Origin of the sequence: Streptomyces sp. LBL, from assembly GCF_029893585.1 — a bacterium.
Taxonomy (GTDB): domain Bacteria; phylum Actinomycetota; class Actinomycetes; order Streptomycetales; family Streptomycetaceae; genus Streptomyces.
Genome location: NZ_JARXYX010000032.1, coordinates 1 through 16,473 on the forward strand (window position 1 = coordinate 1; position 16,473 = coordinate 16,473).

Here is a 16,473-nt window from a genome sequence, read left to right on the forward strand (position 1 = left end):
ACCGCAGGGACCGCAGGGACCGCAGGGACCGCAGGGACCGCAGGGACCGCAGGGACCGCAGGGACCGCAGGGACCGCAGGGACCGCAGGGACCGCAGGGACCGCGAAATCTTCGACGAGGAGCAGCGTCGCAAGGCGGAAGCTCAACAAGCCGAGGCAGGGACCAACGTCCCGGAGAACACTGCCGACTCCGAGGCCACCGTTAGTGCGACAGATGTGCCGCAGACGGGTACGGACCAGCCGCGCTTCAGCACTGTCGACGAGGTCCGTGACCGGTGGCGGCGCGGTGAACTGGACACGCCGAGCCACATCACGGTCGTGCCGGAGGAGCGCTTCCGAGACGGCTACGCGGACAATCCGACACTTGAGATGTCCGAAGGCGGTCGCCTGGCCATCGTTCAGGCCATTTCGGGTCCCGGAGCGGGCTGGAGAGTCATGACCACCGGGTCGATGGAAGAGGTAGCCAGAGCCTTCAGCCGCGACGATGCACTCGCGTACGCGAGGGTCCTGGAAGGTATCCGAGACTCGGACGGGCGCCCCTTCCCATGGGATGCGCCAGACGCGGCAGACCGAGCCCTCACCTTCCGCGGGCCCGGCGGGGACAACCTCGGTGAAGCCGTCGCCCGACAGGTCAGCGACCGTGGCCCGGCTGAGGGCCTGAGCGACTTCTGGCAGGAGTACGCGCAGCGCTACCTCGACCGGGAACACCAGCTCGACGGGTACTACGACGCCTGGCGCGCGCAGCAGGAAGCAGACGGCTACACGATTCCCGTCGATGTCGCAGACGTCCAGGCGGGCGACGACATCACCGCTCTCAGCCCCGGGGGCTCCGACCGTCCTGTGACACAGCGCGGCCGCCTTACGGAGCCTGTCCAAGCCCGTCAGGCGAACCTCACCGGTTCGTGGCCCTTCACGATCGGCTCGGACTACGGGGCGAGCACCGAAGACAGGGTGACGAGGACCGACCTTGCACGGAAGAGAGACAAGACCAGGGAAACCCCGTTCAACCACTTGTTTTTCCGGAACACCCCGGACCGGCCCACGGCTTTCCGCCGACCGCGTCCGGGCGAAGAGGAACAGAACGGCCGGGCGGAGACGCCGCAGCCGGAGATGCCACAGCCCCCGGCCCCCGCCGCGGTGGGACATCCCACCCCGGACCGTGCCCCCGCGGAGGCAGAGACCGCAGCGCCCACCGCGCCGGCCAACGAACCGCAGGCCGAGCCTGAGCCCGTGGGAGGCCAGCCCGCGCACTGGGCCCGGGTCAGCGACCTGGTGCCCGGCGACATGGTCCGCGTGGACGGCAGGACGATGAACGGCCGCGCAGTCACACGCTCCGGGTACGTCTACACCGGACCGGTGCGCGTGGAGGTCACCCGCAACAGCCGCACCGAGCACATGTGGCGCACGTACGTCACGGAAAACCCGGACGGCACCGGCAAGCGCGGCAACGTCTTCACGCCGCTGAACGCCACCGCAGCACGAGCCCAGGCACCCGACGACGTAGTACCCGGCTCGCCGGTCAGCAGCGCCCAGAGCAGCATCCAAACCGGGAACCTGCCCGACTCGGTCCCCGCGGACCGCAACGGCCGGGGCCTGTTCCCAGGCAGTACCGTCACGGGCGTTGACGGGCTGCGGACCCGCGAAGGCACCGTCACGGGCGCCACCAGCACCACGGTGTCCGTGCGCTGGGACAACAACGACGACACCGCTGACGGCCTGTCGCCAACCACCCTCACGGTGACCGGCGGCGACCGCCCCGACGGCTGGACCACGACCGGCCAGCGGGTGACGCCGCGACACATCGTCTCCGACACCGACGGCGCCCTGCTCGGGCCCGTCAACCAGGTCAACGGAGACCGCGTCACCATCACGACCACCGAGGGCACCATCACGCGCAGCGCCGGAGACCTCCGTGTCACGGGCGAAGTCCGCGATGACGTTCCCGACGTCGATCCCGTGACCGGCGTCGCCGACCAAGCGGCCGCGGGCCTCAAGGACGGCGACGTCGTGATCCTTGACCTCGACGGCACGCTCACCGCCGTGGTTGTCACAGGGACCAGCCGTGACGGCGACCGCGTCACCATCGACTACGCCGACACCACCACGGGGGAGATAAGCCAGATCGACATGGACGCCGCCACTGTCCTGCCGCGGGCCCAGGGCGTCGACGGAAATGCCCCCGCCCTCGGTTCGGACGACGCCCCCGAGGCCGACGACGACCTGATCGTCCACCCGACGCCTGTCGTCGTGGACCCGGTGACCAGTCCGACCGTCGATCCGGAGCTAACCACGGGCGACCGGGACGTCATCGGTGACCTCGCCGACGGCCCGGACGACGACCTGGACGCCCAGCAGGCAGCCGTTCGTATCACCTCGGACCTCCCCGTCACGCCCGAGCAGGCCGCCGCGCTCGCCGCGCAACTCCGTAACTTTGCCGACCCCTCGACGCCGGAGGGCCGCGCCGTCCTGCGCGCCACTGACCACCTGGACCGCGCCGTCGGCCGGACGCCCCCCGCCGAACTCGGCCGGCCCCGGCCGTCGAACGCCTCCCAAGTGGCGGAAGACGACACGGTCGCCATCCCGGATGACCGAGGAGACCGCGTGCGCGTCTACCGGGTCCGCGGCGTCGAGGACGGGCCCGGCGGGGTGCGCAGCCTCCTCCTGGAAAACGAGGACGGCCGTACGCGCCGCCGCGTCGTCCACGGAGCGATGCCGCTGTGGCAGCTCGGTGAGGCCCGGCCCGACGGTGCTGCCGCGCCGGATACCGACGACACCGCCCTGGTCCCGGCCGGACCGGAAGCCCCGGACACTCCGGCGCCGCCCGTGGCCCGGGCCCGGCCCGGAAGCCTGCGGGTGGGCGACGTCATCGACGCCCCCGTCAGCCGGGCCGGCTACCAGTTCAACGGGCACCGCCGGCTGACGATCATTACGCCCCCGCAGCGTCAGGGCTGGTGGATGGCGCTGACCGGTGTGGACAACGACGGCAACGTGCAAGACCTCGGCCTGCACAGCGGGCGCGACGTCAACGTGTACGAGCGGAACCGGCCGACCCCGAACCTCCCGCCGTCCGGTGCCCCGCGCGACCCCAACCCGGTCCCGCAGTCCGAAGCCGACCGGATCGTCGCCGACCACCCCCGGGCGGTCGCCGCGCGCATCATCGGCGAGGCGATTGCGGGCACCGACCCGCCCGGCGACATCCACGCCCTGCGCGAGCAGATCGCCCAGCGCCTCACCGCCGAGGCTCTGCGCACGGCACGGCAGACAGCCCGACGGGACGCCGTGACGGCCCTCGACGCTGCTGGCATCACCGGACGGGACCGTGCCGCCACCCTGCAGGCCCTCAAGCGAGCCCGCCAGGAGGCCCACACCCACACGGTGCGCGCTGCCCTGCGCACAATCAACGATCTGGAGCCACTACCCGACGAGAGCGACGAGGACCTCGCCGCGCGGGCCCGTGACCTGCTCAGCCTCATCCCCGACGAGATCTCCATCGCCTCAGGGTTCCGGGATCTCCTCCGCAGCCGCAGAGGCACCCCCGACGGCGACCCTGACGTCGCCCACACCGTCGCCGGGCACGCCAACAACGCCGTGAACGCACTCCTGCAGCAGCTCCAAGCGGCAGGCATGGACCCGGGTGACGCCGAGCGAATCACGCGCACCCTAACTCAGCAGATGGACGGCTCCCGGCAGGCCACTGCCCGCCGGATCGCCCAGCGCGTCACCGCTGTCTCGCCGCAGACCGGCCGCCAGCCGGGCCTGCTCGCGCGGATCGTCGCCGCCCTCATCCGCCTCGCCAAGCGCCTCGCGGAGCTGGTGAGGGCCGGAGCCCGGAAGATCGCCGAAAAGTGGCGGGGCGCCAAGGAGCGCCTAGGACGCCTGCGAGCCTTCCTCGGCCGACTCGTTCGCCGGGTCCGTGAGTGGCCGGAGTCCCGGCGCCTGGCCCGCCTGCACCGCGCGCTCGACCTGCCCGCAGTCGACGGCGAGTCCCTGGCAGCCCGTGTCTCCCACTGGGTCGGCCTGATGCCCGAGCCGGGACGCTTCGGCCAGACACAGCGCCGTGTCACCTGGTGGAAGCCCACCACGTGGCGGCAGCTCGCCGCTGGACGGCTCCCGGGACGCAGTGACCGCATCCAATGGTCGCCGGACCAAGCCGCGGACGGTGGCCCTGGGCTGACCGCGCTGCGCCACATGGCAGCGCTGCGGGCAGCCGGCGGGGACGTCGACCGAGAGGTGACCCGGCGTCTCGCCGACGCCCTCGGTGATGACTTCGGCGGCGACCCGCACGCCACGCTGCAACACGCAGACGACTACGTGGCTACCACCGAGCGCCGCCTGGTCAATCTGCAAGCGGCGCGCACCGGCGGCACCCTCCCAGATGACCCGGACCTCGAGGTCGAGATCACCGCTGCACGGGCGGCAGCCGCCGCCGCGCGCCGCGAGTGGGCAGACCTCCGTACCCGGTACGCCACAGCGGTTCCGGGCGTGGTCGCGGCGGCCCTCACAGAGATCCGCGACATGGGCCCCGAGGGCAACGTCGGCCTTGTCTTCGACCCGGACACCACCCCGGACGCCGAGCGGGCTGTACGGGGCGTGCAGCGCCTTGTGCCGCGGTCGTGGCTCACCACCCCGGCAACACGCCGTGTGACGGCCGTGGACGGCGATGAGGGACGCTACGAGCCTGCCGGGCAGCGGATCACCGTCGCCGACCTCGCCGACGAGGGCTTGGGCGCTGCCGGGCACGCCCTGGCGCAGCACCTTGCCCAGCACCTCGGCGACCTGGACGCCGCTCAGCGGGTCTTCTGGTTCACCCAGACCCACACCGGCCGGCCGGGCGCCCGGCGTATGCGGCGCAGCGCCCTGAGTCGTCTCCTGTCGCGGCAGCAGACGCAACCGGACACCGGTGACACCCTCGCTCGATCCGTTCAGGCGATGTTTAACGGCGACTGGTACCTGGATGACGACCTTCGGGCGTTCCTCCTGGGCCTGCTCGCCACACGATGATGAGGAGACAGTGATGCCGTTCACCGTCACCGGAGCGTTCGATGACGGGGCGACCTACACCGTGCAGATCACCGGGCGGTCCGATCGTCCGGTGATCGGGTCGCGCCGCGCCGCCGCCTTGGTCGAGCTCCACCAAGGCGGCCCCATCTTGCTGTCCCCAACAGGACCCCGGCGGTCGGTGGCCGGGGACGATGAGGCGACCGTCCTCGCAGTGCTGCGGGAGTACACGCATGTCGTTGAAGAGGGGCCGGGTGCGCCGAGGAAGGCGCGCATTCCGGGGTGACTCGGGAGCTTGCACAATTATGCAAGAACGATCTTGGTCGGCTGGAGGGCGAATCGTGGCCGGGACACAAGCGGCCGCGCCCGTCATTCTCAACCGTCATGAGATACGGATTCGCCATCAAAGCTCTCCCCAAGGGCGGTAAGCCGTTCGGGGATGAAGAAGACGACGAGAAGCCCGAGGGCACCGAAGAGGAGTCGCTCGAGGACACCGACCCCTCAGCGGCCCTTGAGGACCCCTCCGCCGACATGGCCAAGGACCCGGCCGCACCGCCGGACGACCCGGCCGCGCCCACGGAAGGCTCGGTTGCCGAACCGCCTCCCGAGGGAGTCGAGGCTCCGGCCGAAGGTGAGCCGCCGGCCGATGCGCCAGAACCTCCGATAGACGACGGCCGCCCCTGGGCGGGCGACATGTACGACGAGGGAGACGAGCCCGACCCGGATGACGCCTGGTCCGCCTACAAGGGCAGCAACGGCGAAGAAGCATGGCTGGAAGCGTCCCAAGACGGCACACTGACGGGGTGGGTGAGGGACAGCACGGGGCAGGTGTGGCGCTACACCGACCCGGACGCGTGGGCAGTCGACGTCGACGGCGCCCACATGACCAACATCCATAGGCGGGGCGAGGAAGCCGCCAGTCCGCCCGAGGCCGCCCCGACGGCCAGCCGCGGCGTACAGGACTCGATGTTCCAGTGAAGGAGCTGAAGACGTGCAGTTGAACCGCCAGACAGCCCTGGCGCTGCAGCAGGAAGGCAAGGCCGCGTTCGCGAAGGGCGACCCGCACGACTCCAGCCCGTACGACCGACTCGGCAACTCGGAGCAGCAGTTCGGTTACCAGTTCTGGACCCGCGGCTGGGTCAGCGCGCGTTCCAAGGCTGAGGGAGCCCAGGAGGAGGCCGGAGTCAGCGCAGGACGTTAGGCCAAAGCGAACGGCACGGTGCCCGGCGGCCCACTGTCCATCGCCGGAGGTTTCCCGCCGTGCCGAGCGCTCCACCCACAAGATCGTCACACCCGAACACCCTGCGAGGCACCAGCCGGGCAATCTACGCCGTCACCGGCGTAGTCGACGAGGTCAACGACCTCATCGTCCCTGGCGCCTTCACTCAGACCCTGGCCACCCGTCGCGTCAAAGCGGTGTGGCACCACGAATGGAAGGACGCTGTCGGCGTCGTCCTGGCCGTCGAGGAGTGGATGCCCGGCGACACCAGGTTCGCCGAAGTCCCCGACTGGCCCGCCGAGGCCGGCGCCCTGGTCGCCACTGTCGAGTACAACCGGCGCACCAGCAAGGGGCGCGACACCTACGAGCAGGTCAAGCAGTGGTACGAGCACAACGAGGCCGCGTTCTCCATCGGCTACCGCGTACCCACCGACGGAGCCACCCGCCGCGCTGACGGCGTCCGCGTCATCCACCGCCTCGACCTCTTCGAGGTCAGCCCCGTCCTGCACGGCGCCCACCCCATGACCCGGGCGCTCGAGGTGAAGTCCGCTGCCAACCCCGGCATGGAGTACAAGGCGACGCCGAACGTCGTGGAACTCGACACCGAGCAGGACGCCGACCGGACCAAGGTTGCCGGACTCGTGGTCAAGGCCGACGACACCGGCCGCGTCCTGCTCATCCAGCGCGCCCTCGACGATGACGACCCGGCTGCAGGAACCTGGGAGTTCCCCGGCGGGCACCTGGAGGAGGACGAGGACGCGCTCGCCGCCGCGGTGCGCGAGTGGCAGGAGGAGACCGGGGCAGAACTGCCCGGCTCGACGAGCATCGTCGGCTCCTGGACCGCCCCGAACGGCATCTACCGCGGGTTCGTCGCGGTCGTCCCTGGCGAGTCCTACATACCGCTCAATCCGCCTCACGACGAGCAGCGCGTTGCCAACCCCGACGACCCCAAGGGCGACGCCCCGGAGGTCACCGCCTGGTGGCCGATCACCGCCCTCCCCGACATGTCCCTGCTCCGGCCCGCGTGCCGAGACACCCCCTGGTCCCTCTTGGCGGGCGCCCGCCTCCCCCAGGGCCCAACGAGCAAGAAGCCCAGCGCCGAAGCCCAGCAATTCGCCGCCGGCGTAATGAACACCTACGCCGCACTCGGCGCCGCAGAGGCCAAGTCCGCCCACGCCGCGGTGTCCGCCGCCCGTGCCCTCGTGCCGCAGTTCGAGCACAAGTCCGCCCGCTCCACGGTCGCCGAGGCCAAGAGCCGCTTCACGTCCCACCCGGAGGCTTCTGTGATGCCCAGTACCCCCCTGCCCGAGTCCCAGGAGCAGTTCCGTGCCCGCCTCGGCGACAGCGTCCGAGAACTCCTCGACCAGGACGGCGAGTCGTGGACGTGCATCGAAGGCACCTACCAGGACCGCGTCATCGTGTCCGTGCACAGTGAGGACCCCGGTCGCAGCAACCACTACACCATCCCCTACACGGTCACCGCCAAGGGCGAGATCAGCCTCGGTATGCCTCAGCCCGTCGAACTCGCTACGGTCGTACTGCCCGAGGGGACCAGCGCGCAGCGCGCGGCCACTGACGCCGAGGATGTCCACGCCCGCGTCGTCCAGCCCACCGAGGAAGCCCTTACCGACGCGACCGCCCGCATCAGCAACACCGAGGCCGGGCCGGATCAGCTCTCCGGCGTACGGGACAAGGTGCGCACTCTGATCGCCGCCCTGTCCGCGAAGGGCCTCGACGTCGCCGACGAGGAGAGCAAGCCGAAGCCCGCCCCCGGCCGGGACCGCGCGGCCGGCCCGACCGGCATGGACCTGTGGGACGACTACTCCTTCGACGACGAGGAGGACGAGGTGCCCACAGAGGAGACCCCGCCGCCCGCCGAGGACGACGTCGACGAGGACGACGACGCGGGCTCGGTCCGGCTGGACGAGGACGAAGTGAAGGCTGCACTGGCCCTGATGCGGAGCTGAGTCGCGCGACTCAGCGTCATACACCACCGAGCGCGACCTGAGTCGCCCACAGCAAAACACCAGGTCAAACCCCTATGTATTGCCCGCTCTTGACTACCTGAGCGGGCAGCGCGCGACGTTAACCCCTCTCTCCCTTTTCCATTCGGCCTCGCGTTGAGGCTGTCCCGGTGCTGGCCGGGCGGAGCGACGCACGTCAACCGCACCCCAGCATCAGGGAGAGAGCAGCAATGCCCGACAACGCTCGCATCAGGGAACTGCAGAAGCAGCTCCAGGCCAAGAGCGCCGAGGCCGAGGAGATCAGCAAGTCCTTCAAGGTCGAGGACGGCGGTTTCGTCGTCTCCACCGAGCAGGCCGCGAAGTTCCGCAAGGTCTCTGGCGAGGCGCAGGAGATCAAGGGCCTCATCGACGCAGAGCAGGGCCTGATCGAGGTCAAGCAGTACCTCGACGCCCCGGAGTCCACGCCGGCCGCGGCTGCGCACTACGGCAGGACGCCGACCATGGAGGAGAAGTCCCTCGGCGACCTGTTCGTCGACTCGGACTCCTTCAAGCGAGCCAGCGCGGCCGGCTTCGACGACCGCCCGTACATCCGCGCCGCGATGGAGGGGAAGTCGATCTTCTCCCTGAGCGCAGGCACCGTCACGCACCAGACCCTCGGCAGCGTCCAGAACCTGGGCATCGCCGAGCGGGCCTACCGCAAGTGGCACATCCGGGACCTGTTCCCGAAGTCGTCCACCAAGCAGGCCGTGCTCTACGGCGCCCGGGAGACCGGCTGGACGAACAACGCCCGGCAGGTCAAAGAGCGTTACGCCGCCGACGGCACCAGCCCGGCGACCGGCGCGGACACCGACACCTGGGGCCGCGCGCCTCGGTCGAAGCTGTCCCTGACCCCGGTGATGTACCCGGTCGCCGAGGTCGCGCACCTGATCGACGCGCACAAGAACATCCTGAGCGACGAGCCGAGGCTCAAGACGTTCATCAACGGCCGCATGGTCGAGGGCGTCAAGTACCAGGAGGACTGGGACCTGCTCCACTCCGTCGGTGACGGCCAGTCCCTCACCGGCATCTACAACACCCCCGGTGTCCAGCAGTACACGGGGTTGTCGTCCGACAAGTACAGCGTCCAGATCCGGCGTGCCATCACGAAGGCGCTCCTGGCCGAGTACGAGCCGACCGGCATCGTCCTGTCGCCCACGATGTGGGAGCACGTCGAGGTCGAAGAGGACGACAACGGCGCATTCCGCGTCGCCATCGCCGTCGCCATCGGCGCGGAGAAGAAGGTCTGGAGGTTGAACGTCGTCGAGACCACGGCCATGTCGGATGGGGACTTCCTCATCGGCGCCTTCGGTCTCGGCGCGCAGCTCCACGACAGGGAGAACGTCTCCGTCACCGTCTCCTCGGAGAACGCGGACAACTTTGAGAAGGGCCTGATCACCTTCCGCGCGGACGAGCGCCTGGCGCTCGAGATCCCGCGGCCCGAGTCGTTTGTCATCGGCACCTGGACCACGCCGACCGGCTGACCGGACCGCGGGTGAGGGGGTGCGCCCGGCTGCGGGCGCACCCCCTCCACGTACCACCACCACGACGACGGAGGACGCCGGTGATCGAGAAGCAACCCCTTGGCCTCGCGGATGAGTTGGACGCGCTCGCCAGCGTCCCCACCACCCACCGAGGCCCCCAGTGCAGCATCCGTGCCTTCCTGGCCACCGCAGACGAGAAGGCAGCGGCCTCCCTGCGCGCGGCCCTGGGCTCCGACCGAGTCACGGCGAAGTCCATCGCCGACACCTTGAGCCGGTACGGCGACGCAGTCACCGCGTATACCGTCGCCCGGCACCGGCGCCGCGGGCAGTCCAACGGATGCCGGTGCGAACGATGAGCCTCGACAGCGACCTGCAGGCTCTCCTCGAACCCGCCTCCCAGGAACAGAGCCACCCCGCGCAGACGCAGCGCCTCCAGCCAGCCGTTCCCCGCGGCTGGGAGGCAGGCGTGCGGTACGAGCCGGGCGGCACGATGGTCGTCACCACCCCGCCCACCGAGACCCAGCCCGGCGGCGAAGCCGACTGGCGCGAGCGCGTGGAGGAGATGGGGCTCGCCATCCCAGACGGCTTCCGCGTCCGCCTTGTAGAGGCCAAGCACGACCCGGCCGCGTGGCACCGCGACAACCAGGGCGACGACGCCGTTACCCGCGCCGTGTGGCGCTGCCGCTACCTCATTGAGCCCGCCGCGCCCGCCTGGCAGTCTGCCGGCGAAGTCGACGCCCTCGTACGCGATGCGATGCGCCGCCGCCGCAAACCCCGCCCGGCCGCCGACGCCGCGGACCGCGCCCTGGTGGTCGTCTACGCCGACGCCCAGGCCGGGAAGGTCGGCCGGGATGGCGGCACTCCCGAGCTGGTCGCACGCGTCGCCGATCGCTTCGACAAGCTCGACGACCACCTGCGCGACCTCAAGGCCATCGGCCGCGCCCCCTCAACCGCGTACTGGCTGGACGCCGGGGACTGCGTGGAGAACTACGAGAACACGGCGCAGCAGGCGTACACCAACGACCTGACCATGACCGAGATGATCCGCGTCCACCGCAGGGTGACGTTCGAGGGCCTGGACCGTCTCGCCGGACGCTTCGGCCGGGTCGTCGCTGCGACCTGCGGCTCGAACCACGGTCGGGTCCGCCGCGGCCGCGAGGCTGTCGGTCCGCCCAGCGACGACTGGGGCATTGAGGTCCTATCCCAGATCGCCGACGCATACGCCCGCAACGAAGCCGCTTACGGCCACGTCAGTTTCGTCATGCCCGAGCGGTGGCGGGAGTCGGTGTCGCTGGACGTCGCCGGCACCATCGTGGGCCTGGCGCACGGGCACCAGTATCCGCGGCCGGAGAAGGCCGTGGACTGGTGGCGCGGGCAGACCTTCGGCCGCCAGCCGATCGCCGACGCGGATGTCTTGGTCACGGGCCACTTCCACCACTTCCGGGCCCAGCAGGTCGGCAACGGCCGGTTGTGGATTCAGGCACCCACCCTCGACAACGGGTCCGACTGGTACACCGCCCGCAGCGGAGAGGTGTCCGCCTCCGGGCTCCTCGTGTTCAGCGTCGGCCCCGACGGTTGGGACGACCTTCGACTCCTGTGAGGGGGGACCATGATCGTTCTTGCACAATTGTGCAAGAGCGCCTATCGGTAGGGCGCGACCGTAGCCCTCCCCGTCCCCCATCCTTCCGCGGCCATCACAGAGGAAGCAGCGGAAGGACACCCATGGGCCTCTACCGAGAGAACGGGCAGCGGATCACGAAGGCGGCATTCCCTGCCATCGCCCTCTCCGACCCGCCCAAGCGCATCACCGAGAACGTCTACCTGACCGAGCCGTACGGCCGCGGCGACGGCCGCCCGGAGGGATCCCGTCGTCACCTGATCTACGAGGCCGGCGACCTCGTCCCGCAGTCCGTGATCGACCGCCTGTTTACCGCGGCCACCATCGCCACCGTCGCACCGGCCACCGGCCCGGCCGCGGGCGGAACCACCGTCGTCATCACCGGCACCGCCCTCGACGGGGTCTCCGCGGTGAACTTCGGCGCGACCGCAGGGACCGAACTCAACGTCGTCTCCGCGACGGAACTGCGCGTGAAGACGCCCGCGGGCACGGCCGGGGCGGTAAATGTCGTCCTCGTCGACGACGCCGGCAACGTCACCAAGACCAGCGGCTTCACCTACACCGCCTGACCTCGGGCGCCCGGACGGCCCCCCGCTCGGGCAGGGGGCCGTCGGACGTCACCGTACGCCCGCGCCACCCCGCAGAGGCACGACGCGACACAAGCGCCACCCGGTGGGCAGGGTGCGCGCCGACCGGACCACCACCCCGAGAGGGAGCCACCATGGCAGGCACCACCCGAACCCGTAAGACCACCGCGGCGACGCCCGCAGACGAGGGCGACGGCTCCGTCGCCGAGGCCAAGCTGACCACCGCGGAACCCGCGGGCGATCCTGCCACCGAGGAGACCACCACGGCCGCGGCCGCCGAGGAGACACCCGCCACCGAGAGCGGCCCGAAGGCGCCCGACGCGGCCCCGCTGGAGCCGCCAACCGTCCACGAGGCGCCCAAGCCCCCGACGGAACCCGGCTACGTCTCCCCGACCGAAGTCATCCCCGACGACATCGCCGAGGTCATCCTCGACGATGCCACCAAGCAGCCCCCGGCCGACGTCGACGCCGTGTTCCAGCCCGTCACCCCGTACGGCTCCACCCTTCGATGCACCATCCGCCTGATCGAGCGGACCTACGTCGGACCGCACCGCAACCCGATCGAGCGGCTGCTGCAGCCCAAGGGCGCCCACGTTTCCGAGAGCGTCGCCGCCCGCATCCACGAGCGCCTGGTCGCCCAGGCCGCCGCAACGGACACCGAGAACTAAGGAAGGACCGGGGTGTCGGTCTTCGACTACGAACCCATGTACGCCGGGGCCCACTACGACCCCGAACCGGCCGGCGGAGTCGTCAGCCGCCTGGACCTGTACGGCACGGCCGACCGCAGCGGACCCGTAGTCACCGCAGCGACCACGGTCACTCGGCTGCGACCCGGCGCATACCGGTTCGATCTGCCCGAGGTACCGCCCGGCCGCTACTGGGGCATGGTCACCTTCACCCCCAGCGACGGGGCCCAGCCGGTCAAGGACACAACCGTGCGCCTCGACCTGCCCATGGGCATGGGCCTCGTCACCTCCCCGGAAGCCGTCGCCGACGCACTCGGTGTATCGCTCCCCATCACCGCCGACCAGCGCAGCGCACTGGAGACATCCATCCGCAACGCGCAGGCCGACGTGGTGGCCCACCTCAACCGCCCCCTCGTGCCGAAGGCCGTCACCCTGCGCGCCGCCACGCCGTTCTACACCGCCAACCTCGACGACGCGGACTCCTGGCCCCTGCCTGATCAGGACGACCTCGTCCAGGTCCTCGCCTACCGGCCGCACGGAAATGGCACCTACGACGTCGACTTCCTGGTGGGCCTCAACGGCGCCACCGAGGAAACCATCGTCCGCTACGTCACCGCGCACGCCGCAGAGTCCGAGCGGCAACGGCCCGGTGGAGTGGGCAACTCGGGACGCCGGGTGTCCTCGGTGAGCGCCGAGGGACAGTCCATCTCCTACGAGACCACACCCACCGAAGGACAGGCCGGAGCGCTGCCCACGCTGGACTCCCTGAACCGGCTACGCCGCCGCCTTTACCAGCCACTCAACAGCCCGCCGCGCCCGCCCTGGCCGTACTCCACGTACCGCGGCCGCCGCTGACCCACGAAAGGAGCGCGCCCGATGGGCGACCTCTACCAGTCCTACGGCGAGATGGCCGGCGGCCAGATCGAGGGCATCGACTACCAACGGATCTGGCGCATCTCCCAGGTCTCCACCCTGCTGCACCTCGCCATCCACGGAGGCGGCATCGAGACGGGTACGACAGAACTTGCGGACGCGGCCGCCGCCGACATCCACGACTTCTACAGTCTCGACGCCTTCAAGCCTTCCGGCAGCAATAGCGACCTGCACATCACTTCCACCCGATACGACGAGCCGCAGGCCCTCGCGATGGCGCGGGCCGCCACCCATACCGTGTCGTGGCACGGCGCGACGGGCACCACGGCCTTCACCTACCTCGGCGGCCTGGACTACAACCTCCGCGACCAGATCGGCCAGGGCCTCAAAGACGCCGGTTTCACCGTACGGCTCGCCACCGAGGAGCTGAACGGCAGCGACCCCAAGAACCTCGGTAACCGGAACAGCCGCGGCATGGGCGTCCAGCTCGAGATCAGCACCCTCCAACGCGCGGCGTTCTTCCTCAACGGCGACATGACCCGCGCCAACCGCAAGAACACCACCGCGGCGTTCACGACCTACGTAACCGCGGTCAAGCTGGGCATCTCCAAGGCCCTCGTAGCCGCCGGGGCGGGCTGACCATGGCCGTCGTCCTCCCGAACGCACTGCTGACCGTGTACGCGCTCGCCCACCCCTGGGGGCGGGACGCAAACGGCGCGCCCGTCCCGCCGAACCCCAACCAGAAGCCCACCCCGCGCGGTACCTGGCCCGGATCGGTTCTCCAGCAGGACGACGGCTCATGGACCGTGCGGCTCGACCCGCATGCCTGGCCGGTCAAAGAAGGCGACACCATCAGCGACGAGACCGGCCGGTCCTGGACGCTGACGAACGCCCCCCGCAACCACGCGGTGCCCGGATGCCCAGATGTCAACTACGTCCAGGCCACCGCGACCCTCAACCCGCCCGAGGTGCGGTGATGGCAGGGGCCAAGTTCACGCCCACCCAGGGCCTCGAGGAGGCTCTGGCCCGCATGTTGGCCCCAACGGTGCAGCGCATTGCGCACCAGGTCGAGATCGAGGCGAAGAGGCTGGCCCCGCCCACCAAGCGGTGGGTGACCGTGGGCGACGACAGGGTCCGCCCCACCCACGTTGCCGCGCAGGGCCAGGAGGTCCCCGGGAACCTGCGCTTCTCGATCAACTCCATGCGTTGGGACATCGAACACCGCGGCGTCGGGGGGCAGACCTACATGCTCGAGCCACGCGACGAGTCCTCCCGGGCCGTCGCCAACCTCAAGAACTGCCGCTGCACCACGCACAAGGACCCCGACGGCATCGCCCGGCACATCAACACCGGTCAGCCCATCGTGGCCGGGAAGAAGGTCACCGTCACCGTCTCCGTGCAGGCCCCGAAGGTCGTCGAAGCCGAAGTGGGCACCGTCTACCCCGGCAACCTTCGCGCTGACGGCGCACACTTCATGTCCCGCGCGGCAGCCATCGTCGCCGCCCGCCACTGAGGACGACGCGACACAAGCCGACCGCGTCCGCACAGTGCGCGCCATGGCTACGAATAACACCACCACCAAGAAGACCACCGTCGAGGCAGAAGAGTCCGCCGCGGCCGTCACCGACATTACCGAGGCCCGCCCCCTTCGCAGCACCCGCCGTACCTCGGACGTCGTCGGTCCCGCCCTCGGCGAGGGACAGCAGCCGGAGACCGTCACCCTGTCGCATCACCTGCGCATCGACGGCACCGACTACACCCCTGGCGCCGAGATCACCGTGTCCCCCGACTATGCCCGCCGCCTGCGTGGCCAGGGCTTCATCGCCCGCAGCTGATGACAGAGCCGACCCTCGCCGACGCCGATCCGGTCTCCGTACTTCTGGCGTGGCTCCAGCAGAGCGCCGAGGTCGCCGACGCCCTCGGCGGCCCCGGCCGCGTGTCCGGCATCTCTGAGGCGCCGTGGCCGCACCTGGTCATCGGCCATGGCCCCGGCGGAGACCTACGGGACCTGAACTGGGCGACGGCCCCCGAGGTGACGCTCGAGGTCCACGGCGACCCGGGCGGCTGGCCCGGTCAGGCCGAGCTGCGCCGCACCCTCGTACGGTGCGCTCAGGTTGTCCAGGGCATCGTCGAGGCGCCGCAGGCCCCCGGCCTGCCCGTCGTCAACGGCGTGAAGCCATCCGGCCTTCTGGTCTGGTCGCCGCTCGTCAACGGCCAACCCCGATGGCTGATGCATCTCTCGGTGACCCTGCACCCGTGACGACGCGACGTTAACCACCCCGGCTCTCCAAGGTGTCCGCGCCCTAGCACCGGACACCTTGGAGACCCCCGTCATGGCAGGCGAGACCACCAACAACAACCAGATCGTCATTCCGTCGATCACCCGGCTCTATCTGGCCCCCGTCGGCGCGACCGCCCCGGACGACGCCACCGTGGCGATGCCCGCCGCACTGCGAAGCGTCGGACTCACCACCGAGGACTCGTTGAAGTTCAATTCCGAACCGAACTTCGAGCAGGTCAAGTCAGCCCAGTCCTCGTACCCGACGCGGACCTTCCAGACCTCCGACGCTGCAACTATCGAGGTTGACCTGCAGCAGTGGTCTGGCGCGAACTTCCGCTCGGTGTATGGCGGTGGTGAGATCGCCGAAATTACGCCCAGTGGCGGCGGCACCGGCAAGCACTACAAGTTCACCCCGCCGCGCATCGGCTCCCGCACCGAAGTGATGGCCGTCATCGAGGTCATCGACGGCGGCAAGCACTACCGGTACGTCATTCCCCGCTGCATGCAGATGGAAGGCGTCTCCAAGGACCTCGCCAAGACCAAGGAGGCCGTGTTGCCTCTACGGCTCGCGGTCCAGGGAGGCGACGACCTCGATGCCTGGTACGTCCTCACCGACGACCCGGCGTTCGCGCCCGCGGCATGACCTTTCGCGGCAGCGCGCGACACAAGCCCCCGCGGCTTGGCACTGTCCGTGCGCTGCTGCACCCGGCAACCCAGCTACGCACTTA

17 protein-coding genes are annotated in these 16,473 nt (G+C 70.2%); all 17 read left to right on the forward strand.

Annotation, left to right across the window (positions count from 1 at the left end; translation table 11 throughout):
- Window positions 1–215: 215 nt before the first annotated feature.
- A complete protein-coding gene (locus tag M2271_RS32135) occupies window positions 216–5,000 on the forward strand; it encodes a hypothetical protein (protein WP_280890915.1) in 4,785 nt (1,594 codons plus the stop codon).
- A 13-nt stretch (window positions 5,001–5,013) separates the two neighbouring features.
- Window positions 5,014–5,283, forward strand: a complete 270-nt coding sequence (locus tag M2271_RS32140; RefSeq protein WP_280890916.1) for a hypothetical protein — start codon at window positions 5,014–5,016, stop codon at window positions 5,281–5,283.
- Between the two features lie 98 nt (window positions 5,284–5,381).
- On the forward strand, window positions 5,382–5,975 hold the full coding sequence (locus tag M2271_RS32145) for a hypothetical protein (protein WP_280890917.1): 594 nt from the start codon (window positions 5,382–5,384) through the stop codon (window positions 5,973–5,975).
- A gap of 13 nt (window positions 5,976–5,988) precedes the next feature.
- The gene (locus M2271_RS32150) at window positions 5,989–6,198 is read left to right on the forward strand and encodes a hypothetical protein (protein ID WP_280890918.1); all 210 of its coding nucleotides are present in this window, start codon (window positions 5,989–5,991) and stop codon (window positions 6,196–6,198) included.
- A gap of 59 nt (window positions 6,199–6,257) precedes the next feature.
- Complete coding sequence (locus tag M2271_RS32155) at window positions 6,258–8,183, forward strand: NUDIX domain-containing protein (RefSeq protein ID WP_280890919.1); 1,926 nt, start codon at window positions 6,258–6,260, stop codon at window positions 8,181–8,183.
- 227 nt (window positions 8,184–8,410) lie between these two features.
- Window positions 8,411–9,700, forward strand: coding sequence for a phage major capsid protein (locus M2271_RS32160; protein WP_280890921.1), 1,290 nt, complete (start codon window positions 8,411–8,413; stop codon window positions 9,698–9,700).
- A gap of 80 nt (window positions 9,701–9,780) precedes the next feature.
- A complete protein-coding gene (locus tag M2271_RS32165; RefSeq protein ID WP_280890922.1) occupies window positions 9,781–10,056 on the forward strand; it encodes a hypothetical protein in 276 nt (91 codons plus the stop codon).
- Window positions 10,053–11,300 (forward strand): hypothetical protein, encoded by a 1,248-nt coding sequence (locus M2271_RS32170; RefSeq protein ID WP_280890923.1) that lies wholly within the window; start codon window positions 10,053–10,055, stop codon window positions 11,298–11,300. Before M2271_RS32165 ends, M2271_RS32170 begins: the two co-directional genes overlap by 4 nt.
- Before the next feature lie 122 nt (window positions 11,301–11,422).
- Window positions 11,423–11,887 (forward strand): IPT/TIG domain-containing protein, encoded by a 465-nt coding sequence (locus M2271_RS32175; RefSeq protein ID WP_280890924.1) that lies wholly within the window; start codon window positions 11,423–11,425, stop codon window positions 11,885–11,887.
- Between the two features lie 152 nt (window positions 11,888–12,039).
- Window positions 12,040–12,573, forward strand: a complete 534-nt coding sequence (locus M2271_RS32180; RefSeq protein WP_280890925.1) for a hypothetical protein — start codon at window positions 12,040–12,042, stop codon at window positions 12,571–12,573.
- 12 nt (window positions 12,574–12,585) lie between these two features.
- Window positions 12,586–13,446, forward strand: coding sequence for a hypothetical protein (locus M2271_RS32185; RefSeq protein ID WP_280890926.1), 861 nt, complete (start codon window positions 12,586–12,588; stop codon window positions 13,444–13,446).
- A 21-nt stretch (window positions 13,447–13,467) separates the two neighbouring features.
- The gene (locus tag M2271_RS32190; RefSeq protein WP_280890927.1) at window positions 13,468–14,103 is read left to right on the forward strand and encodes a poly-gamma-glutamate hydrolase family protein; all 636 of its coding nucleotides are present in this window, start codon (window positions 13,468–13,470) and stop codon (window positions 14,101–14,103) included.
- 2 nt (window positions 14,104–14,105) lie between these two features.
- Window positions 14,106–14,441: a hypothetical protein gene (locus M2271_RS32195; protein ID WP_280890928.1), complete on the forward strand. Its 336-nt coding sequence runs from the start codon at window positions 14,106–14,108 to the stop codon at window positions 14,439–14,441.
- Window positions 14,441–14,977, forward strand: a complete 537-nt coding sequence (locus tag M2271_RS32200) for a hypothetical protein (protein WP_280890929.1) — start codon at window positions 14,441–14,443, stop codon at window positions 14,975–14,977. The genes M2271_RS32195 and M2271_RS32200 overlap by 1 nt, the downstream gene beginning before the upstream one ends.
- A gap of 43 nt (window positions 14,978–15,020) precedes the next feature.
- Window positions 15,021–15,299, forward strand: a complete 279-nt coding sequence (locus tag M2271_RS32205) for a hypothetical protein (protein ID WP_280890930.1) — start codon at window positions 15,021–15,023, stop codon at window positions 15,297–15,299.
- Complete coding sequence (locus tag M2271_RS32210) at window positions 15,299–15,724, forward strand: hypothetical protein (protein ID WP_280890931.1); 426 nt, start codon at window positions 15,299–15,301, stop codon at window positions 15,722–15,724. The genes M2271_RS32205 and M2271_RS32210 overlap by 1 nt, the downstream gene beginning before the upstream one ends.
- Before the next feature lie 73 nt (window positions 15,725–15,797).
- Window positions 15,798–16,388, forward strand: coding sequence for a hypothetical protein (locus tag M2271_RS32215; RefSeq protein ID WP_280890932.1), 591 nt, complete (start codon window positions 15,798–15,800; stop codon window positions 16,386–16,388).
- Window positions 16,389–16,473 lie beyond the last annotated feature (85 nt).